This window comes from Pyrinomonas methylaliphatogenes, from assembly GCF_000820845.2.
GTDB classification, from domain to species: Bacteria; Acidobacteriota; Blastocatellia; order Pyrinomonadales; family Pyrinomonadaceae; genus Pyrinomonas; species Pyrinomonas methylaliphatogenes.
Map to the genome: position 1 here is coordinate 685,487 of NZ_CBXV010000008.1, position 20,499 is coordinate 705,985.

Annotated in this window: 16 protein-coding genes; 4 read left to right on the forward strand and 12 right to left on the reverse strand. The window is 60.0% G+C overall.

The features are described from left to right. Window positions 1-92: 92 nt before the first annotated feature. Entirely contained in the window at window positions 93-1,532 is a 1,440-nt protein-coding gene (locus tag PYK22_RS14180) for an ammonium transporter (RefSeq protein WP_173568280.1), read from the reverse strand. A 419-nt stretch (window positions 1,533-1,951) separates the two neighbouring features. On the opposite strand from PYK22_RS14180, the gene glnD reads away from it, so the two are divergent. Beyond that, entirely contained in the window at window positions 1,952-4,657 is a 2,706-nt protein-coding gene (glnD, locus tag PYK22_RS14185) for a [protein-PII] uridylyltransferase (protein WP_041978292.1), read from the forward strand. 91 nt (window positions 4,658-4,748) lie between these two features. After that, on the forward strand, window positions 4,749-5,087 hold the full coding sequence (locus PYK22_RS14190) for a P-II family nitrogen regulator (protein WP_041979133.1): 339 nt from the start codon (window positions 4,749-4,751) through the stop codon (window positions 5,085-5,087). 221 nt (window positions 5,088-5,308) lie between these two features. Here the strand turns inward: PYK22_RS14190 and PYK22_RS17375 are convergent, their stop codons facing one another. Both PYK22_RS17375 and PYK22_RS14200 read right to left on the reverse strand, forming a co-directional pair. Then, window positions 5,309-5,467: a DUF3309 family protein gene (locus tag PYK22_RS17375; RefSeq protein ID WP_041978293.1), complete on the reverse strand. Its 159-nt coding sequence runs from the start codon at window positions 5,465-5,467 to the stop codon at window positions 5,309-5,311. A 272-nt stretch (window positions 5,468-5,739) separates the two neighbouring features. Then, a complete protein-coding gene (locus tag PYK22_RS14200; protein WP_083437880.1) occupies window positions 5,740-7,035 on the reverse strand; it encodes a M20 metallopeptidase family protein in 1,296 nt (431 codons plus the stop codon). Window positions 7,036-7,160: 125 nt separating this feature from the next. Between PYK22_RS14200 and PYK22_RS14205 the strand changes: the two genes are divergently transcribed. Continuing rightward, entirely contained in the window at window positions 7,161-8,915 is a 1,755-nt protein-coding gene (locus PYK22_RS14205) for an APC family permease (RefSeq protein ID WP_211197720.1), read from the forward strand. Window positions 8,916-8,940: 25 nt separating this feature from the next. Here PYK22_RS14205 and PYK22_RS14210 read toward each other — a convergent pair whose 3' ends face one another. Then, the gene (locus PYK22_RS14210) at window positions 8,941-9,213 is read right to left on the reverse strand and encodes a hypothetical protein (protein ID WP_041978296.1); all 273 of its coding nucleotides are present in this window, start codon (window positions 9,211-9,213) and stop codon (window positions 8,941-8,943) included. Window positions 9,214-9,284: 71 nt separating this feature from the next. After that, a complete protein-coding gene (locus tag PYK22_RS14215) occupies window positions 9,285-9,830 on the reverse strand; it encodes a hypothetical protein (RefSeq protein ID WP_041978299.1) in 546 nt (181 codons plus the stop codon). A gap of 223 nt (window positions 9,831-10,053) precedes the next feature. On the opposite strand from PYK22_RS14215, the gene PYK22_RS14220 reads away from it, so the two are divergent. Continuing rightward, window positions 10,054-10,458, forward strand: coding sequence for a hypothetical protein (locus PYK22_RS14220; protein WP_041978301.1), 405 nt, complete (start codon window positions 10,054-10,056; stop codon window positions 10,456-10,458). 62 nt (window positions 10,459-10,520) lie between these two features. On the opposite strand, the gene PYK22_RS14225 is transcribed toward PYK22_RS14220, so the two are convergent. The 7 genes from PYK22_RS14225 to PYK22_RS14255 form a co-directional block, all read right to left on the reverse strand. Further along, complete coding sequence (locus PYK22_RS14225) at window positions 10,521-11,702, reverse strand: acetyl-CoA C-acetyltransferase (protein WP_041978303.1); 1,182 nt, start codon at window positions 11,700-11,702, stop codon at window positions 10,521-10,523. A 375-nt stretch (window positions 11,703-12,077) separates the two neighbouring features. Continuing rightward, window positions 12,078-13,748, reverse strand: a complete 1,671-nt coding sequence (dacB, locus tag PYK22_RS14230) for a D-alanyl-D-alanine carboxypeptidase/D-alanyl-D-alanine endopeptidase (protein WP_060635702.1) — start codon at window positions 13,746-13,748, stop codon at window positions 12,078-12,080. 149 nt (window positions 13,749-13,897) lie between these two features. After that, window positions 13,898-14,911 (reverse strand): D-glycero-beta-D-manno-heptose-7-phosphate kinase, encoded by a 1,014-nt coding sequence (rfaE1, locus tag PYK22_RS14235; protein WP_060635703.1) that lies wholly within the window; start codon window positions 14,909-14,911, stop codon window positions 13,898-13,900. A gap of 154 nt (window positions 14,912-15,065) precedes the next feature. Continuing rightward, the gene (locus PYK22_RS14240; protein WP_041978305.1) at window positions 15,066-16,163 is read right to left on the reverse strand and encodes a glycosyltransferase family 9 protein; all 1,098 of its coding nucleotides are present in this window, start codon (window positions 16,161-16,163) and stop codon (window positions 15,066-15,068) included. A gap of 39 nt (window positions 16,164-16,202) precedes the next feature. Continuing rightward, a complete protein-coding gene (locus PYK22_RS14245) occupies window positions 16,203-16,406 on the reverse strand; it encodes a Trm112 family protein (protein ID WP_041978306.1) in 204 nt (67 codons plus the stop codon). A gap of 118 nt (window positions 16,407-16,524) precedes the next feature. Continuing rightward, window positions 16,525-17,868, reverse strand: coding sequence for a cytochrome P450 (locus tag PYK22_RS14250; RefSeq protein WP_041978308.1), 1,344 nt, complete (start codon window positions 17,866-17,868; stop codon window positions 16,525-16,527). 79 nt (window positions 17,869-17,947) lie between these two features. Next, a complete protein-coding gene (locus PYK22_RS14255; protein ID WP_162199863.1) occupies window positions 17,948-20,437 on the reverse strand; it encodes a glycoside hydrolase family 31 protein in 2,490 nt (829 codons plus the stop codon). Between the last annotated feature and the right edge of the window lie 62 nt (window positions 20,438-20,499).

Below are 20,499 nucleotides of genomic sequence, written 5' to 3' on the forward strand. Positions count from 1 at the left end.
TCGGTGAGATGAAAAGGAAGATCGAGCGAGGATCTTCTTCGCCCGATCTTCCCGCAAAGGAGCGGCGCTGGCGCAGGATCGATGCGCGCCATTCACTCGTGGGCTGGCGCTGCAGACGCTGCCGTAGACGTTGACATCGCATTGCGCTCGATGGCGCGCGTCGGCGTAAGCTCCAGATCCAAATTGTATCCTTCTTCGCCGTGTTGCGTAAGGTCGAGCCCCGTCACTTCGTCATCTTCGCTAACACGAAGGCCGATCGTCGAATCGAGGACCTTCAGGATGATGAACGAACCGACGATGGCGAGCGCGATGGAGACGATGACGCCGATCAATTGATTGAGCACCTGCGCCGCGTTACCATCAACCAGGCCGACAGGCAGCGGATTGCCAGCCGAATCTTTGAAGATCGGGTTGATCGCTTTGGTGGCGAAAACTCCGGTCAGGAGCGCGCCGATGGTCCCGCCCGTGCCGTGCACGCCGAAAACGTCGAGCGAATCGTCATAGCCGAAGCGCTTCTTCACCTCGGTCACCATCAGGAAACATCCGACGCTCGCTACGACGCCGATGATCAAAGCGGCCATCGGCGTGACGAAACCGGATGCGGGTGTGATCCCGACAAGTCCCGCAACCGCTCCCGACAACGCGCCGAGGACGGTCGGTTTGCCGTGTCGAATCCATTCGGCGAACATCCAGCCGAGCGCGGCGGAAGCGGCGGCAAAATGGGTGACGACGAAAGCGTTAGCCGCAAGTCCGTTGCTCGATAGAGCGCTGCCCGCATTGAAACCGAACCAGCCGACCCACAGCAAGCAAGCGCCGATGAAGGTCAGGACCATGTTATGAGGCAGCATCGGAACTTTCGGATAGCCCAAACGCCGTCCGAGGATGATGGCGCACACCAGCGCGGAGAAGCCCGAAGAGATGTGGACCACCGTTCCGCCCGCGAAATCGAGCGCCGGAACACGTCCGCCGAGCGCAGCGTTGAGAAATCCGCCCTTGCCCCACACCATGTGGGCCAGTGGGAAGTAGACGAACGTCGCCCACAACACCATGAAGATGAGCATCGCGCTGAACTTCATGCGCTCGGCGAACGCGCCAGTGATGAGCGCCGGAGTGATGATGGCGAACATCAGTTGAAAGACCATGAAGGTCTGTTGCGGGATGGTGGCCGCGTAATCCGCATTCGGTTCCATCCCGACGCCGCGCAGGAATAGGTAGCTTGTCCCACCGAAGAACGGCGTGCCTTCGGAAAAGGCGATGCTGTAGCCGTAAAGCGCCCAAAGCACCGTGATGACGGCCATCAACGAGAAGCTTTGCATCATCGTCGCCAGCACGTTCTTCTTGCGCACAAGGCCGCCGTAAAAGAGCGCCAACCCAGGGCCCGTCATCAGCAAGACGAGCGCCGCGCTCATCAGCATCCAAGCGTTGTCGCCAGCGCTCTGCGCCGCGCTGACGCTCGTCTCAAGACGGCTCAAGCGCTCTTCCACTCCTTGTGCCAAAGCGCTTGTCGCGAATAGGCAGCCAATAATCGCCATATGAAAGGTCCTACAAGCTGACATCGTCTTATCTCCTTTTGTTCGAATATGACTTGGGGAGATCCCAAAGCGGCAGGCTGCGATGATTGCGTGTGGCCGCGCAGACCAAAAGCGCTTAGCCAATCGATAAGTAAAATGATCGACGAACTACTCGTAGCGCGCCTCCAGACAGTTACGGACTGAACCCGCTTGGAAGTCGCACAAGGAGCTTGACAACGCCCCGGCCTTCCTGTGAAAGTCGCCAAAGACCGGGCGGTCAACGGCTGCCGTCTGAAGAAGCGACAATTTTAGCGATCACGTAGCTTTTTGCAATACCTAAATTTTCGGCCTCTGTTGGTGCGTTTCTGGGGCAAATTTGCTATTGCTTCTTTACGAATTTTTTGTAAAAGCTCTCGGTGCTCAAAGCGGGTGGCGAGATTATGGATCCGGCGACGAGCGCGTATCGGCGTAAGGTTCAAGCCCATGCGGCGAGGCGTCTCGCCGCGCTCTCCGGCGTCTCCGATCCGGTCGAGGCGGCAGCTCAGCTTCGCGCCTTCATCAAGCTCGAGGACGAGCGATTGAAGATCGCGCATCGGTGTGGCGCGCCCGGTAGCTGGACGGTCACTGCGCGCAGCTTTGCGCTCGATTGTTTGATCGAACGCATCTTCCAACATCTCAAACGATCTGGCGAAGCGAGCGAGGCTTTGCGCGTGGCCTCGAGCAGTTTCGCTCTGATCGCCATCGGGGGCTACGGTCGTCGCGAGCTTTCATTCAGCTCCGATATAGATCTGCTCTTTCTGTCAACCGGCCATCGGCGCGCGGCGGCGAAGCTTGTGACCGAAGAGGCGCTTCGCTTGTTGTGGGATGCGGGGCTAACGGTCGGCCATAGTCTGCGCACAATCAGCGAGACGTTGGCGGCAGCGCGCGCCGATGTGCATCTGCAAACGGCCCTCTTCAGTTCGCGATTGGTGATCGGGAGCGCGATGCTGTTCGAAAGTTTCGAGGCGGCGCTTGAGATCGAGCGCGAGCGGCGACGATCCGAGATTATCGCGGCTATTTGCGAAGAGCATGAGCAGAGGCGGCGGAGCTTTGGGGCTGAAGTTTGCGTCCAGGAGCCTCACATCAAAGAGGGCTGTGGTGGGTTGCGTGATCTGCACACGGTTTTGTGGATCGCGCGCCTCACCAACGGATGCCGCGCCCTCGATGAACTCGGCGCGAGCGAGTTGCTGAGCAAAGAGGAGGAGGAAAAACTCATCCGCGCGCGCGATTTCTTGCTGCGCGTGCGTTGCGAAGCGCACCTGCTTGGCGGACGGCGGGCCGACCGTTTGACATTCGATCTGCAGCCGGAATTGGCGGCGCGTTTGGGTTACCGGGCCGATACGCATCTGGCGGCGTCGGAGAAATTCATGCGCGACTACTACCGACACGCGCTGGCGATCAGCCGCGCGTGCGATAAGGCGATCGCGTTGGCAACAGAAAAACGACTGCCGCGCGCGCGGTGGTTCCTATGGCGCCGCGCGGCAAGACCGTTCATCGTCGAAAATGGGCGTGTGTATCTGAACGACGAGGCGGCCAGCAGTTTGCGTCGCGCCCCGCTCCTTTACTTCGAGGCCTTCGCGCGCGCGCAGGAGAGCGGCGCGGAGCTTTCGCACAATCTCCTGCAAGCGTTGGAGGCCAATCTGGATCTGATCGATCGCAAATTCCGCCATTCGCCCGAGGCGGCGCAGGCTTTTCTACAGATCTTGCGGCGACGTGGGCGCGTCGCGCGCGCGTTGCGCATGATGCGCGACACTGGCTTTCTTTCGCGTTATCTGCCGGAGTTCGATCGGATCAGTCTTCTCATCCAGCACGATTTTTATCACCACTACACGATCGACGAGCATACGCTCAAGGCGATCGAAGCGCTCGATGAATTGAGTCGCAGCCAGGATGAACAGCGCGCGCACTGGCGTGCCGTCTTCGATCAGATCGAAGATGTCGCCCTGCTTTATCTGGCCGTTCTGTTGCACGATTTCGGTAAAGGGCGCGGGCGCGGACATGCCGCCCGCGGCGCGCTCGTCGCGGCGCGTGTCTGTCGGCGATTGCATTTAGATCCAGCGAGCAGCGCGAAGATCGTCCTTTTGACCAAGCATCACCTTTTGATGGCGCATCTTGCGCAACGCCGCGATCTGACCGATCCGCGCATCGTTCAGCGCTTCGCCGCGCAGATAGAGTCGTTGGATGCGCTCAACATGTTGCTCTTGCTCACTTATGCGGATCTACATGGCGTCGCGCCGGGCGTGTGGAGCGATTGGAAGGGAAGGCTGTTGTGGGATCTTTACATGCGCGCGCGCAAGGTTTTAACGGGCGAGCCGTTGATCAGCGCCCCGAGCGCTCGCGCGCTGCGCAAAGAGCGCGTCCTCGCTCTGCTGCAGGGCGAGATCCCGCCGAGCGAGATCGAGCGCCATTTCGCCTTGCTTCCGGAAAAGTATGCCCTCACGTTTGATGCCGAAGCGATCGCTAGGCATCTCCGCTTGATCAAGCGCCTCGATGATGTGTGGAGTTGGCAATGGCGCCCTTTCAGCCGCGACACGACCGAACTCACCATCTGTACGCGAGATCGACACGCACTCTTTGCCGATATCGCTGGCGCGCTGGCGTCGCATGGGATCGAGATCCTGAGCGCGGAGTTGAACACGCGCGAAGACGGACTTGTCATAGATCAATTTGTTCTGCGCGAAGCGGCGACACATCAAGCGGTCGAGGAACGGCGGCGCGGAAGGATCGAACGCGCTTTGCGTGCGGCGATAGCCGGGGAGAGCGATGTCGCCGCGCAGGTCGAGCGTTGGCGAGCGCGTAACGCTCCGCGCCGGATGCGCGCGCGCGCAGAGCGCAGTCCGACGCCACGGGTGACGTGCGATAGCGAGGCCGCGCAGCTTTACACTGTGCTCGAAGTGTGCGTGGCGGACGAACCCGGCTTGGCTTATCGCATCGCGCGCATCGTCGCCGATCTGGGTTTTGAGATCGTTTGCGCGCGCATAAGCACCGAGAAACATTACGCGCTCGATGTCTTCTACGTCACTGATGAAGAGGGGAACAAACTCTCAGCGACACAGGAAGAAGAGCTCTGCCGCGCGCTTCGCCGTGCGTTGGCGATCGAGGCATAACCGGTGAAAGCCATCGCCCTATGCGCGCGACACATAAAATCGGCATTTGGATGGATCCCTAGCGAAGTTCGAAGAGGAACTGGAGGAAGAGATGAAAAAGATCGAAGCCATCATCAGACCGCATCTGCTCGACGCGGTTCGTAACGCTTTGCAGGAGATAGACGTGAAAGGGATGACCGTGAGCGAAGTGCAAGGATATGGACGCCAGCGCGGTCATACGGAGACCTATCGCGGCACAGAATATCAAATCGAGTTCATTCCGAAGATGAAAGTCGAGGTGGTCGTCCCGGATGACATCGAGGAGATGGCCGTTCACGCGATCATGAAAGCCGCGCGCACGGGCAAGTTCGGCGACGGCAAGATCTTCGTCACTACGCTCGATGATGTGATTCGCATACGGACGGGGGAGCGCGGCGAAGCGGCGCTGTAGGGACGGTTTCAGACACGCGACCGCGAATCGAAGGCCGATGACGGACGATGCGCGGTCGCGTGCGCTAAAGACTATGGTCCCATTTCCCCGACCCGCGAAGCGCCCCTCGGCGCGCCAGAGATCCGATCCCCAGCTCATCGCCCTCGAGTCGAGGCGATAGGGATCGATCTCTGTCGTTCATGACCGAAGAAGCTAAAAAACCGTTCGCCGCTTAAGCTTCATCAGATGCGGCCCAGCAACAGCAAGATGATGATGATCAAAAGGATCAACCCAAGCAATCCGCTCGGATAGTAACCCCATCCGCGGCTATATGGCCATGTGGGTAGGGCGCCGATCAGGAGCAGGATCAGAATGATGAGCAGAATCGTCCCGATCGTCATCGGAAAACCTCCTCACCTTGGCTGGATGGAACTCACACTGCGACTTCAGTATGCGCTTATGTGCGTTTCGAGTCAATGAGATTTTTCTTGATCGAAAAGCCCAATCGGCACGGGTGACGAGATGATCGGAAGAACCGAAGGTAGAGTTCATCGAGATCATTCCTAATGTCGGCAATTCCGAGAACGGCCTCGCGCCCATCGCTGGTTTACGCGCGAAGCGGGTGGCTCTGCGCCATAGAAGATCTTTCGGTTCCAACCGATCTCGCGGCCTTTCATTCGGCATGACGGTCGAGATAGTCGAGCAACACGTTGGCCATCACCTTGACGCCGATCACGAGCGACTCTTCGTCCACATCGAACTCGGGCGTATGGACCATCGCCGTAATGCCGCGCGCCGGATTAGCGACTCCGAGAAAGTAGTAGAAGCCGGGAATGACCTTCTGGTAGTAAGAGAAGTCTTCCGCGCCCATTTGCGGCAAAGGCGCAATGACGTTCTTCTCGCCGACGACGCGACGCAAAGTCGGCAGCATCTCTGCGACCAGTTGAGGATCGTTGTAGGTCACGGCGGCGCCTTCTTCGTACTGCATCTCGAAAGTCGCGCCGTAAGCTGAAGTTATGCCGGCGACGGTTTCGCGCATCAACTTCTGGACCTGGCGCCGCACGTCTTCGCTCAAGGTTCGGACGGTCCCTTCGAGCTTAACTTCATCGGCGATGATGTTGAAACGGTTGCCCCCTTGAATGATGCCGACCGTGATGACGAGAGGCTCTTGAGTGTTGATGCGACGGCTGCGGATCGTCTGCAAAGCCATGACACACTCAGCGGCGACGACTACGGCATCGATGCCCTCATGTGGATAGGCTCCATGAACCTTCTTGCCGCGAATTGTGATGACGAAACGATCTGAGGAGGCCATCGCTGGACCAGAGTTGTAGCCAATCTTCCCGATTTCGATGGTCGGCATGACGTGGAGACCGAAGATCGCTTGTGGACGCGGGTCATCGAGCGCGCCTTCTTTAATCATCAACGGTGCGCCGCCCTCCTCGCCGGGGGGCGGACCTTCCTCTGCTGGTTGAAAGATGAACTTGACGCTCCCGCGGATCTCATCGCGCATCCGGCTGAGGATCTCGGCCACGCCGAGCGCGATCGTCGTGTGAACATCGTGCCCGCAGGCGTGTTTGACGCCCGGCACGCGCGATTTATACGGAACCTCGATCGTCTCTTGAATCGGGAGCGCGTCCATGTCAGCGCGCACGGCGACGACTGGACCAGGCTTCGATCCTTTGAGCAAGGCGACGACGCCGTGACGGGCGACGCCGGTTCGTACCTGATCGAACCCGAGCGCTTTCAATTTTTCGGCGACGATCCTAGAGGTGCGCTCTTCGCGGTTCGATAGCTCCGGATGCATGTGGAAATCGCGCCGTTGTTCGATCAGCCTAGCGCGCAAGCTCTCGGCTGCTTGCGCGATGCGCTCTTCGCGCGTGGCGCTTATGGGACCTTCGGCCAACGCGGTGCGGCATCCGATACAGAGCGAGATGATCGCTGGCGCGGCCCACGCGAGCCTCTTCATGGGCGAAGGAAAGCGGCGTAATGCGAAGAGTCCCCGACGAGGACTTTTCATGCGGTGTGGAAACGTAAGCATCCGACCTTTCGCCTTTCAGGGAGCGTTTTTGAGGGAAGATCTGTGAACGCGCGATGAAGTTACAACGTTTGCGCAAAGATCGTCAATCGGAAGCGAAGGTTGTTCGGCCCATCTTCGAGCTGGCTCGACCGATTCGCTCGATGGTAAATTTTCGGCGTCCTGTAAGCGAAAGCGATGCGGGTCGAGTGCGCGCCGGAAAGATTCGGTCGGCTCGGAAGAGAGCGCGGGGCGGTTTCGGTGCGGCGATCAACGAATCGTGTCAAGATGGGAAGTTCATCTTCGAAAGCGGGGGTGTGATGCGCGAAGACGGGAGCTTCGGGCTCAAACGCGGCCTCGGTCTACTCGATGCGACGGCGATCGTCATCGGTTCGATGATCGGTTCGGGCATCTTCATCGTTTCGGCTGAATCGGCACGGTTGGTCGGCGCGCCGGGATGGTTGCTGCTGGCCTGGTTGCTCGCGGGCGTTCTGACGATCACTGGCGCGTTGTGTTGCGCCGAGCTTGCAGCGATGATGCCACAGGCGGGCGGGCAGTACGTTTTCTTGCGCGAAGCGTATCATCCGGCGATCGGATTTCTCTTCGGTTGGTCGCTCTTCATCGTCATACAGACGGGAACGATCGCCGCCGTCGCGGTCGCTTTCGCCAATTTCCTCGGAGTCTTTACCGATACAGTATCGCCCGCGCGCTACGTCGTCGCTCCCATCCGCGTAGGACCGTATGCCGTCAGCCTTTCGACGCAGCAGTTGGTCGCCATCGCGCTCATCCTGCTGCTGACGTGGACCAACACGCGCGGGCTTCGGGCGGGGAAGGTCGTGCAGAACCTCTTCACGTTCACGAAGACGGCGGCGCTGATCGGATTGATCGGCGTCGGGTTGCTCTTCGGCTGGAACGAACGTAGCGCGGCTTACACCTCTTCATGGTGGGATCCGTGGGCCAACGGTTGGACGCCGCAAAACGCGCAGCCGGGATTGCAAGCGTTCGGAGCGTTGGCTTTGCTGATGCTTCTGGGGCGCGCGATGACTGGTCCACTTTTTGCGCAATCGGCGTGGAACAACGTGACCTTCACCGGAAGCGAAACGCGCGATCCGGGACGCACGCTCCCACGCGCTCTGCTTTACGGTTGCAGCTTAGTCGTCGTCCTTTACCTTCTTGCCAATGTGGCCTACATCGTCACCTTGCCGCTTGAGGGGATTCAGCGCGCACCACAGGGGCGCGTAGCGACAGCGGCGATGCAAGCGATCTTGGGGACGCCAGGCCAGTTCATCATGGCCGCATGCATCATGATCTCGACTTTCGGTTGCGACAACGGATTGATTCTCGCGGGCGCGCGCGTCTATTACGCGATGGCGCGCGATGGCCTCTTCTTCGCGCGGATCGGCGAGCTGAATGAACGGCGCGTGCCTGCTACGGCGCTTGTCGCGCAAGGGGTCTGGGCCTCGGCCTTGACTTTGCCGCGCACGATCTCATTCGATGAGCGGACCGGTGCCGTGCAGTATGGCAACGTTTATACGCAGCTTCTCGAATACATCATCGCCGCCGATCTCATCTTCTACGTTCTGATGGTTGGGGCAGTCATCATCATGCGATGGCGTCTACCGCACGCGCCGCGTCCCTATCGCACGTGGGGCTATCCGTTCGTGCCGTTGATTTACATCGCGTTGGCGGTCTCGCTCGTCTGTGATCTCATCTATCTTGCGCCGGCCACATCTGGGATCGGATTCTTGCTCGTCATGACTGGGCTGCCGATCTATTTCGTGAAGAGGGCCGCGTTACGATCCGTTCTGAAGAATGAGAGGGGCGAAGCGTAACGCGGCGCATGGTTCGTCAGTTCGCTCAGTGGACGGTCGAAGCGGGGAGAAGCGATCCGCGCCGATCGGCGGCGATTGCGTAGCCATCTTCGATGTGTCCGATCATGCCGTGAAAATAGATCTCTGTGCCCGATAGAACGACCAGCACGTCGCCGGCCCTGATGCGCGGATTTTCGACGCGAAAACGTATGACCGTCGCGTGCCCGTTCTCCTGTTCGAGCGTTTCGAAGGTGAACTTATCCGCTTCGACGACGACCGTTTGCGAGGTGTTAGTATAATTCGGTCTCTCCTCTGGCATTTCTGGACCTCCCTTTCGAAAATTCGGCGCGCGTCGATCGCTTGGTCGCTTGAAGCTGACGAACGCGCGATTCAAAAATTATGGGGATGAAAACCGCGTCCGTAAAGGTCCTGATAGACCCATCCGAGGACGCGTATCTCCGCCGTGCAGAGCGCTTCGAGCCAACACGAGGTCAGATAGATGGCGCGTTCGCGGGCCGTCGGAATTTTGCTCGATTCTTCGAGCGCCGATGCGCCTTGGGCCGTTTGTAAGCGATAAGCGCTGGCGATCTCCTCATTGGTGCGGCGCGCTTCGTCGAGCGCGGCGAGCAATTCGCCGATCCACTCGTAAAGCGCGTGCTCATCCTTGTAGGTCGCCAGGGCTTGAAAGATGCCGATGGCAAGCCTATCTTCGGCGCGCGAGAAGGCGAACGTCTCGCCATAGATCCGCTCATCTTCGCGCCGTTTCCACTCGAAAAGTTCCTGCACCGCCGGATGGTTAATGACAGCGACGCGCGGGTCGTAACGCAGAAACCATTCGATCACGGCAGCAAGCGAAGAGGCCTCTACCTCGCCGTTGGCATCGCGGCGCAATGCGGGCGGACGAAAATCCGCGCCTTCACTCCCGTGCTCTTTCATCTTCAAGCTTCACCAGCGCCGCCCCAGTTTACAGCCATTCGGGCGCGAAGCAAAATCAGCATCACAGGCTTTTTGGCGTTTATGGCTCAAAGCGGCCACGGACGCGACTCGTCCGTGCCCAACCGCCGCCACTTCGCGAGAATTTCCGCGCGCATGTTTCGTGTATAATGCGGCGAAATCCCGTTGAAAATGATCGTCCATGCGGCGGATGGAGGGTGGGCGGATGGGTTTAAGCGTTCAGATCGTTTGGTTGTTCGTGCTTGCCATACCCGTCGCGTGCATTTCGTGGACGGTGACGCATGAAGAGATCTTTCGCGAGCCGCGCGAGTTCTGTCTCGAGAAGAGTCGCACATGTCGCCGTTTGTTCGAGCGAAAGTTCTTCTATCTCTTTACCTGCGAATACTGCTTCAGTCATCACGTAGTTGTGATCTTCCTTCTCATCACCCGCTACAAGTTGCTCTTTGCCGATTGGCGCGGGTACTTGATCGCTGGCTTCGCCCTCGTCTGGATCGCCAATCAATATATGAGCCTTTACGGAAGACTACGTCTCGATATCAGTCACGAGCGGCTCGATATCGAAGCGAAGAGGGTCGAGATGAGCGAATCGAGCGATTCAAAGGGCGATTAGCCAGAAGACCCAGCGTTCGCGGGTTCGGCGGAAATCGGTCTCTCTGAACCGGCCCGTCGCGCTCAAACGCGCTCGCAGATGATAGCGATCCCTTGACCGCCGCCGATACAGGCGGTCGCCAAAGCATAACGCCCTTTGCGCCGGTGAAGTTCGAGGAGCGAAGTCAAGACTAAGCGCGTCCCCGTCGCGCCGAGCGGGTGGCCCAGCGCGATCGCTCCGCCGTTGACGTTGGTCTTCTCGCGATCAAGACCGAGTTCTTTCTCCACAGCTAGGTACTGCGCCGCGAAAGCTTCGTTGACCTCGAAAAGATCGATGTCGCCGAGTTTGAGGCCGGCCTTTTCGAGCGCTTTGCGCACGGCGGGGACGGGGCCGATGCCCATGATCTCGGGTTCGACTCCGGCGTAAGCCCAACTGACGATACGCCCGAGAGGCTTTTTATTGGTCCGGCGGACGTAGTCTTCGCTCGCGATGACGAGCGCCGCTGCGCCATCGACGATGCCGGAAGCGTTGCCAGCGGTGACGAATCCGTCTTTGTTGAAGGCGGGCGGAAGTTTCGCCAGCGCTTCGAGCGTCGTATCGGGGCGCATGTGATCGTCGCGGTCAACTATCTGCACGCCCTTCTTCGTCTTCACCTCGACGGGCACGATCTCTTCGGCAAAAACGCCCGCGTCCTGCGCTCGTTTGGCCGCCCGTTGCGAACGGAGCGCATAGCGATCCTGCTCTTCGCGCGAGATCCCATACTTGCGCGCGAGATTCTCCGCCGTCCCAGCCATGGTCGTGTTGCAGTAGCTGTCGAGCAACGCGACCATCAAACTGTCTTCGAGCTTGCCTTGACCGAGCGCGAATCCGGCGCGCGCGCCGTAGATGACATGAGGAGCTTGCGACATCGATTCCATGCCGCCGACCAGAGCCGTTTCGGCTTCGCCGAGCAGGATCATGTGCGCTCCCGAGATGATCGACTGAATGCCGCTTCCGCACAGACGGTTGACCGTCAGCGCTGGACGATCAATAGGCACGCCGGCTTTCAAGGCGACGTGCCGCGCGCCGTAGATGGCATCGCCCGAAGTCTGCAGCGCGTTGCCGATCACCGTGTGATCTATCTCTTCGGGCGCGACGCCAGTCGCTTCCAACGCCGCGCGCGAAGCGATGGCCGCGAGATCGATCGCCTTGATGTCTTTCAACGCGCCGACGTATTCACACATCGGCGTACGCTTTCCGCCGAGAATGAAGACTTCCTTCGCCATATTGCATCGCCCCTTCCTTACCGTATCGTTCGGTAGAGAAGAGGTTAACAGAGCGGCGAACGCGGAATCAAATTGACTCTCACACGTGGATCCTCTCGCATCGCGCTTTCGCTCTTCGCGGAGCCAGCCTTCGTCATCACATCTCCTCTCTTCGCTGCACATGGCTCGTTATTTCACAGTCATTCCTAGCTTCGATCTTCGGTCAAGATGCGAAACCTCGCGCTACGGTCAAACGGTAAATGTGGGAGATTAATGACCTCGGAGAATTTAAGTCTGTCCGTGCGGTGATTGGCGAGGACGCCGCACGCAGCGGCTCAGTGAGCATGGATACCGGAGAATTTAAGTCTGTCCATGCGGTGATTGGCGAAAGGTAGATTAAGAGCGCCCGGCGAACATGGCCAGCAGAATGGCTATGGCGTCAAGGTAGACGCGCCGCGCATCGGCTTCGCGCGGCAAATTGTTCACGATGAGCGAGAAGACCAGGCGCTCGCCCGCCGCCGTCGTCACGTAACCGGAAAGCGATGCCGCGTTATTGATCGTTCCCGTTTTGGCCCGGACGTTCCCTTCGGCAGCGGTGCCCCTCATGCGGTTGCGGAGCGTGCCATCCACGCCAGCGATGGGGAGCGCGTCACGAAAGACTTGCGCGTAGCGGTGACGGCTCATGTAGGTCAGAAGCTGAACGGTCGTCGTCGCGGTCACCAGATTGCTGCGCGAAAGACCCGAGCCATCGACCATCTGCACGCGGTCTTCGTCGATTCCGGCTTTGCGCAAGAACTGTTTGACGGCTTCGATGCCGGCCTCTTCGCTCGATTGTTTGGGATCAATGCGCGTCGCGTTGCCGAGCGCGCGCAGGATGAGTTCCGTGTAAAGATTCTGGCTCGGTTTAAGGGTTTGCGCGATGATCTGGCCCAGCGGTGGGGATTGACGTTGCGCGATCTCGATCAACGAAGAGGGATCGAAGGGCGCGGTACGGCGCATGTATGCGTCGATGGTGCGTGTCTTTCCGCGGATCTTGACGCCGCGTTTTTCGAGCGCGGAGCGGAGAAGCGAGGCGAACAGCAATGCCGGATGTGAGATCGAAACGCTCGCCGTGTAACCGGGATCGTCTTCGGGGAGCGCGCCGCCGACTTCGAGCGTGTTTTCGCCGAGCGGGCGGTAAACGTAGAGCTTGCGGCGCGCCCCGCGCGGCGCGGTTACGGTCCGGTTGATGATCTTCAGCAGCGAAGTCTCCGGTCCGGTCGTGACTGTACCTGGTTCGCCTGCGCGCTTGCCCGGTTTGACGAAAAGATCGAGCGAATTGTCGTTGATCGTCAGAGCGCTGATCTCCGCGCCGTAATACCACTGAAGATCATCGACTTCCCATCCGGAGCCGAACGGTATGCCGTCGAAGTAGCTTTCGTCGGCGATGAGATCGCCTTCGATCCGCCGCACTCCGGCGGCGACGATCTTCTCGGCCAGCTCATCGATCGCACGATAGTAGTCGCCGTCATAGAAACGTGCAGCGAATGTTGGATCGCCGCGGCCATAGATGATGAGGTCGCCGCGGATCTTGCCCGAAGCATCTGGGCGGGTTTGCGCATAGACGGAAGTCGTGAACCGAAAATCTGGACCGAGACGATCGAGCGCCGCGGCGATCGTGTAAAGCTTCATGTTGGAAGCCGGTTGCATGAACTTATCGGCGTTCAGCTCAAAGAGCGTGCGCCCCGTATCGAGCGAGACCACTTTAGCGGCAAACTGCGCGGGCGCGAGTTCCGGCTGATGCAGGATCTCTTCGATAGCGGCGCGCAATTCTCCGATGGTCCGCGTCGTCGCCGGAACGAAGCCCGCTGGATGCGGTGGGGCGGACGGCATGGGCGACGGGACCGGGGCCGATTGCGGGGCGTTCTGCGTCTGCGTGACCGCGCGCGCGCGCACCGCATCTTGCGGCGGCGGAGTTTGGGCCGGCGCGGTGCCGGAGAAAAGCGCGATGATGAGTGCTAACGCTAGCTTGGCCCTAAACCGATTCTTGATGCCAAGCCCGACCTCAGATGCTCTCTCGCGATCCATCATGAAACCTCGAAAGCTTTTCGACATCTGGTTTTTGGAGCGCGCCTTTCAAAGTCGCGATCTCTTTATGAAAGCTCGCAACTAAACATGGTGGCGCTTTTTAATCCGAACGGAAAATCGTGAATCAACGCTCCGGTCGAACGCAAAAATCAGCCATGCGATTCGCTCAAAATCAGCGCTTCGATCGAATGGACGATCTCTTCGGGCGAAGCGGTCGCCGTGCCGACTTTGCCGACGACGATCCCTGCCGCGTGATTGGCCAGCATGGCGGCTTCGAAGAGGGCAGCTCCCGCTGCGAGCGCCGCGCCGAGAGCCGCGATCACCGTATCGCCTGCGCCCGTCACGTCATAAACTTCGCGCGCGACGGTCGGGACCGACACCGGCGCGCGATCCTCTTCGACGAGCATCATGCCGCGCTCGCCGCGCGTGATGAGCACGGCACGGCAGGCGAGCCGCGCGCGGATGTTTTGTGCCGCTTGCGCGATGCCGTCATCGGAATCATCTTCGCTGTTCGTCAATCGCAGCGCCTCGTGATGATTGGGCGTGACGAGCGTCGCCGGACGGTAAGCGTCGAAGTTACGAAACTTCGGATCGATGAGCGTCGGTATCTTCGCCTTTTGCGCGAAGGAGAGGATTTCAGCTAGCGTGCGCGGCGTGACGGCGCCTTTATCGTAATCTGAGACGATGAGGGCATCGGCGCGTTTGAGTTTTCTTTTCAAAGTTTCGATCAACCGATCTTCGATCTCCGCAGAGACGGGCGTGCGCCGTTCGCGGTCGGCGCGCACGACGAGCTGACTGTGCGCGATGATGCGCGTCTTGGTCGTCGTCGGACGCGCATCATCGACGATCAGAGTCTCATCGTCGGCTCCTACTTCGCGCAATTCAGCGCGCAAGCGGTCAGCCGTTCGGTCACGCCCGACGACGCCGACGACCGTGGCGCTCGCGCCGAGCGCCCGCAAGTTGGCCAGCACGTTGGCGGCGCCGCCCAGTCGGACCGATTCGCGTTTTATGTCAACGACGGGCACCGGCGCTTCCGGCGAAATGCGCGTGACGTCGCCCCAGACGAACTCGTCGAGCATCACGTCGCCGAAGACGACGACGTTTCGATCGCGTACCTTTTGCAAGATCTCCTTGGCGCGTTGCGGCGAAAGGTGCGGTATCAAATCCTTTCTCCCTCAATCTCGATCTTCTTAGAATCCGAGCGCCGAATGCTATCCTTTAATCGAGCGAGCGGTCAACCGACACAAGGGGGGCAAATCCGACCGAGCAAGCGGTCAATCTGAATGAGGCCACCAGATGAAGAAGCTCATCTTTCGGTCAAATCCGACCGAGCAAGCGGTCAATCGCCGCGATGACGCTTTCGACCGAAACGCGCCGTATGCACTCGGGCCGGTCGAAGACGGCGCAGGTGTAACCGGGGCAAGGCGCGCAGTCCATCTCGACGCGCACCACCTCGTGCGGAGCGTCGGTCCACGGACGCCAGTGCGCGACGTTCGATGAACCGAAGATGACGACGGCTGGCGTCCCGACGGCGGCGGCGATGTGCGCGATGCCGCTATCGTTGCCGATGAAGAGTTTAGCGCGTCGGGCGAGCGCGGCGACTTCTGGCAAAGAGAGCGTCGTGAAAGGGATGATGCGCGCGTGAGCGCGCGCGATCACATCGCGCACGACATCCTCTTCCGCAGGTGCGGCGACGATGATCGTCATGAGTCCGCGGGCGCGTAAACCATCTGCAACGCGCGCGAACTTTTCCGCGGCCCACATTTTCGATTCAAAAGCCGCCGCCGGATGCATCAAGACGAACGGCTGTGATGCGCGCAGTCCTTCGGTACGAAGTTTTCGCATCAAGGCCTCGTCAGCCTTCTGCGTGACCGTCAAGCGCGCGCGCGGACGGTCGGTTACGGGAACGCCGGTCCAGCCGAGCAGAGCGAGTTGCTGTTCCGCTGAGTGCGTCCTGTCCTGACACCAGATTTCAGATGGATGCGGCGCCAGATGGTTATGCAGGCGCGCGTACTGGTAACTGGCGAAACCAACGCGATGGCGCGCCCCCGACGCCCACGTCAGAAGAGTCGCCGTCGTTCCACCGTGAAGGTTGAAGGCGACATCGTAGTTCGAAGCGCGCAAGCTTTTGACCGCCAGCATGCGCGCCGTCGAAGTTGGCGCAATCGAGATGACGCGCGTCGCGTCCGTGCAACCGTCGAACAGCGGCGCGACCCAATCTTCGAGCAGAACATCTATTTCGGCTTCGGGCAGGAAACGGCGTAGCGCGTGAAGCGCGGGCGTCGCCAAAACCGCGTCGCCAATGGATCGCAGGCGCACGACGAGCACGCGCCGTACCTCGCTCCAGTCCCAACGCGCCGGTCCGAGCGGTTGCGCGCCTTCGGGAACGATCTGCCCGCATGTCGTCGGTTGCATCGCCACGGCGATCCGGAAAGGTGGAGCCGCTTTCGTAAATCAACTGGCGGTCCCGCTTGAAACTTGCGGCTGATCATCTTCGATCTGCGCTTCGTCGATGAGCATCACGGGGATGTCATCGCGTATCGGATAGACGCGCTTGCACTGCGCGCATTTTAACCCGCTGCCGTCGGGTTTGAGTTCGACCTTGGTTTTGCACAACGGACAGACGAGGATCTCCAGAAGCTCTTTGCTGATCGCCATATCAGGGCCCCTTCGAAGGATTTTTGCGATCGGTTAAGAGATGCCGTTATCGCAAGCAAAGCTTAACAGTTCGGTGAGGTCGCGAGCAAGAAATATCACCCCGATCTTGGGGAGGCGCTCATCGTCGCCTTTCGAGACGCATGAGGATGCCGTCCTTCGGACGTAACGTGATGCGCGGCAGTGGTTCGATTCTTCGTTGCGGGATGAGCCTCATGTGCCAGTCGCGGATCAACACGGCGAGCACGATGATGCCTTCCATCCACGCGAAGGCTTCGCCGATGCAACGGCGCGGACCGCCGCCGAACGGGAAGTAAGAGAACGGCGGACGCGCCTGTTTCAGTTCGGGCCGCCACCTTTCGGGATCGAACCTTTCAGGCTCAGGGAAGAAACGCGCGTCCCTGTGCATGACGTATTGGCTGACGAGGACGAGCGAGCCCGCGGGCACGAGATAACCGCCTATTTCGACATCCCTGATCGCCAAGCGCCCGATCACCCACGCTGGCGGATAAAGGCGCATCGCTTCGGCGAAGACCATCTCGGCATATTCGAGTCGCGCCACATCGTCGAAGCGCGGAAGGCGATCTCCGAGCACGGCCTTCGTTTCATCGAGGAGTCTGTGTTCGATCTCCGGATGTTGCGCGAGCAGATAAAAGGTCCACGCCAGAGCGTTGGCCGTCGTCTCGTGACCGGCGAGAAAGAGCGTCATCGCTTCGTCGCGCACCTGCTCATCAGTCATGCCGCTGCGGTCGCCTTCCATGTCGCGCGCGGCGAGCAACATCGACAGTAGATCGCCGTGATCTACGCCGCTCGTGCGGTGCTCTTCGATGATGCGGTAGATGATCGCATCGAGGCGAGCGCGCGCCCGTTCAAACTTGCGACGCGAGGGTAGCAAAAACCTCTCGATCAATTCCGAATAGGGCATCATCAAGATCTCAAAGAGGTCCATCAGATCGGCGAGCGCCCTTCCCACTTCATCAGCATCGGATTCGACGTTCGCATCGAAGAGCGTTTTGCCGACGATCGAGAGCGTCAAACGCATCATCTCGCGCGCGACGTCGATCTCTTCGCCATCGCGCCAGCGTTGGGAAAGCGCCGCCGCATACGACGCCATCACGTCGGCGTAAGCGGCGATCCGTTGGCGATGGAAAGCCGGTTGCATCAAGCGGCGTTGGCGCCGGTGGAACTCGCCTTCACTGGTCAGCAGTCCGTTACCCAACAACTTCTTCGCGCGTTGAAGGGCGCGCCCTTTGATGAAATGTTCGTGGCGCGTGACGAGCACCTCTTTGATGAGTTCTGGATGGTTGAACAGGAAGAAATGTTGCGGGCCGATGCGAAATTGCGCCGCATCGCCGTAAGCGCGCGCAAGCTCTGTGAGGAAGCGGAGCGGATCGCGCCGAAAAGAGAGAAGTTGTAATCCCGGCACAAGACATCGCGGACCGGGCGGAACGATCGCTGTTTCCATAGCTTCGCCTTTCGCCGAGCGTCAGAAGAGAATCCCACCAGACTCTCGCTCGATTTTAACAGAAGCAGGCGCGCATACGTTATCGCGTGATGAGGATCTCCGTGACCGGCGCGGCGGGCAGTTCGACGCGCAGACGGTGCGCCGCCTTGTCGAATTCCACGCGCTCGATCTTACGCCCATCGGCGAGCACTTCGCGCGGCGGATCGCTCACCCCCAGAATCTCGATCGCGGAAGGCAGGCGCGCATCTTTGTATTCACCCGCGTGAGCGAAGGCGATACGCAAACCGAACTGCTCTTCGCTTAAGCGAACGATCGTGTTGAGGTAGCGTCCGTTGCGATAAGCATAGCCGTCACCTTCATCCTGATAGATGCGGCTTTCTCCACCGGCACCGGCTGCAACGACGAGCGTGAGCGGCGCGTTTTTCATCTCGTCCGTGTGCTGAACGGGCGCTTGGACGGCGAGCGCGGCTCCGGCTCTTACGAAGAAGGGCAAACGGTCGAGCGGCGCTTCGACCATCATTTCGCTTCCCCCTCGATAACGCGCGCCGGTCCACCAATCGATCCACTCATCGCCCGCGGGGAAGTAGACGCGCCGACGTCTTTCGCCTTCGCGCACCACGGGCGCAACCAGCACGTCGCGCCCGAGCAAGAACTGATCTTCGATCAAATAGGTGCGCACATCGTTCGGATACTCGAACCAAAGCGGACGCATGACGGGTGCGCCCGTCTCCTCGTGTTCGCGAAAGAGCGTGTAGATGTACGGCAAGAAGCGGTAACGCAGTTCGATCGTCGCGCGGTTGATGCGCTCAAACTCGGGGCCGAACGCCCACGGTTCCTGGTTGCGCGTCGGTCCACCCGATGAATGGCCGCGCAAGAATGGCGTGAAGATGGCAGCCTGCAACCAGCGGGCGTAAAGCTCGCCCGTCGGCAGCGGGTAATCGGCAAAACCGCCGACATCGGCGCCAGCAAAGGGGATGCCGGAAACGCCGAGGTTAGCCAGCATCGGGATGCTCAGTGCCAGATGATCCCACGTCGAAACGTTGTCGCCGGTCCAGACGGCGGAGTAACGTTGCACGCCTGCATAGGCGGCGCGCGTCAAGACGAACGGGCGCGCATCGGGACGCAGCCTCTTTAAACCCTCGAAGGTTGCGCGCGCCATCTGCATGCCGTAAACGTTATGGTAGCGACGGTGGGTGTCGGGGAGCACGCCTTCGCCCGCGTGCGGCACGTCGAGCGGAAAGGTCTTGCCCGGATGGTGCATGATGCGCGGTTCCGCGAGATCATCGGGCAAGAAGGTCGCCGGTTCATTCATGTCGTTCCAGAAGCCGGCGATCCCTTCATCCGTATGTTTCTTGTAAAGCGCCCCGAACCACGCGCGCGCTTTCGGATCGGTGAAATCGGGAAAGGCGCATGTGCCGGGCCAGACGCGCGCGTGAAACTCACTCCCATCAGCCGCGCGAACGAAATAGCCGCCTGCGCGACCTTGACGATAGACTTCGTATTGATCATCGACCTTGACGCCGGGATCGATGATGACCACAAGGCGAAAGCCCTGCACGCGAAGGTCGCGGATCATCTTCGCCGGATCGGGAAAGCGTCCGCGGTCCCACGTGAAGACGCGGTAGCCGTCCATATAATCTATGTCGAGGTAGATGACATCGCACGGGATGCGCTTTTCGCGAAAGGTGCGCGCCAGATCGCGCACGCGCGCTTCCGGATAGTAGGACCAACGCGATTGTTGAAATCCGAGCGCCCAGATGGGCGGTAGCGGCATACGTCCGGTCAGCTCCGTGTAGTCACGCAGGATGTTGTGCGGCGAACGCTCTTTGCCGCCCGTAAAGACGTAGTAGTTGATCTCGCCGCCCGCCGCGCCGAACGTGTAGCGCGCCGGATCGGTCTTGCCCATATCGAAATAGGTCCGGTGCGTGTTGTCGAAGAAGATGGCATAAGCCCGGCCTTGATGGAGCGCGATGAAGAAGGGGATGGATTTATAGAGCGGATCGGTGTTGCGGTCGTAAGCATAGGTGTCGTAGTTCCACATCACCATCGTCTGCCCGTGGCGTGACATGGGCAGAGCCTTTTCGCCGAAGCCGTAGTAAGTTTCGGTCGCCGGACGGAGCTTTGAAGTTTCGACTGCGCCCGTTTCGGGGTCGAAAGAGAAGGGGCGCGCCGGATCATCTTCGACGACCAGGCGCCCTTGCGCGTCGTAAATGACGGTGCGAAGCGGACGGTGGAAGATGACAAGCCGCGCGCCCATCGTGTTGATCTCGGTTCGATCGTCGAAACGGTTAACTTGTGCGCTGATTGCGATTCGCTTCTCCGTCTCCACAGCGTAAGAGAAATCGGGTTCGAACTCACCTTTAGGCGCGACGCGCACGTGCGCGACATCGGGCGCGATGAAGGCGATCGCCGCGCGCGCGCCGCTCGATAGGCGGAACGTCGCACCGTCAGGTCGCGGTTCGACCGCGACGACATCGCCTGCGGCGCGCCATGCGCCGCGCACATCGAAAGCAGAGGTGGCGGCGAGAAAGAGGAGGCAGACTATCGGGAATCTTCTGCGCTTCGGCATTGATTTCGCTCTCCGTTCTTTCAACTTGTCGTCGAAATCGCCCACTTTAGTTAAAAACAGAG

Excerpts from the sequence above, each read along its gene's own strand:
- PYK22_RS14255 (WP_162199863.1), bottom strand. The coding sequence starts at position 20,437 with ATGCCGAAGCGCAGAAGATTCCCGATAGTCTGCCTCCTCTTTCTCGCC.
- PYK22_RS14215 (WP_041978299.1), bottom strand. The coding sequence starts at position 9,830 with ATGAAAGAGCACGGGAGTGAAGGCGCGGATTTTCGTCCGCCCGCATTG.
- PYK22_RS14210 (WP_041978296.1), bottom strand. The coding sequence starts at position 9,213 with ATGCCAGAGGAGAGACCGAATTATACTAACACCTCGCAAACGGTCGTC.
- PYK22_RS14250 (WP_041978308.1), bottom strand. The coding sequence starts at position 17,868 with ATGGAAACAGCGATCGTTCCGCCCGGTCCGCGATGTCTTGTGCCGGGA.
- PYK22_RS14225 (WP_041978303.1), bottom strand. The coding sequence starts at position 11,702 with ATGGCGAAGGAAGTCTTCATTCTCGGCGGAAAGCGTACGCCGATGTGT.
- PYK22_RS14205 (WP_211197720.1), top strand. The coding sequence starts at position 7,161 with ATGAAGTTACAACGTTTGCGCAAAGATCGTCAATCGGAAGCGAAGGTT.
- PYK22_RS17375 (WP_041978293.1), bottom strand. The coding sequence starts at position 5,467 with ATGACGATCGGGACGATTCTGCTCATCATTCTGATCCTGCTCCTGATC.
- PYK22_RS14220 (WP_041978301.1), top strand. The coding sequence starts at position 10,054 with ATGGGTTTAAGCGTTCAGATCGTTTGGTTGTTCGTGCTTGCCATACCC.
- PYK22_RS14245 (WP_041978306.1), bottom strand. The coding sequence starts at position 16,406 with ATGGCGATCAGCAAAGAGCTTCTGGAGATCCTCGTCTGTCCGTTGTGC.
- PYK22_RS14200 (WP_083437880.1), bottom strand. The coding sequence starts at position 7,035 with ATGAAGAGGCTCGCGTGGGCCGCGCCAGCGATCATCTCGCTCTGTATC.
- dacB (WP_060635702.1), bottom strand. The coding sequence starts at position 13,748 with ATGGATCGCGAGAGAGCATCTGAGGTCGGGCTTGGCATCAAGAATCGG.
- PYK22_RS14190 (WP_041979133.1), top strand. The coding sequence starts at position 4,749 with ATGAAAAAGATCGAAGCCATCATCAGACCGCATCTGCTCGACGCGGTT.
- PYK22_RS14240 (WP_041978305.1), bottom strand. The coding sequence starts at position 16,163 with ATGCAACCGACGACATGCGGGCAGATCGTTCCCGAAGGCGCGCAACCG.
- PYK22_RS14180 (WP_173568280.1), bottom strand. The coding sequence starts at position 1,532 with ATGGCGATTATTGGCTGCCTATTCGCGACAAGCGCTTTGGCACAAGGA.
- glnD (WP_041978292.1), top strand. The coding sequence starts at position 1,952 with ATGGATCCGGCGACGAGCGCGTATCGGCGTAAGGTTCAAGCCCATGCG.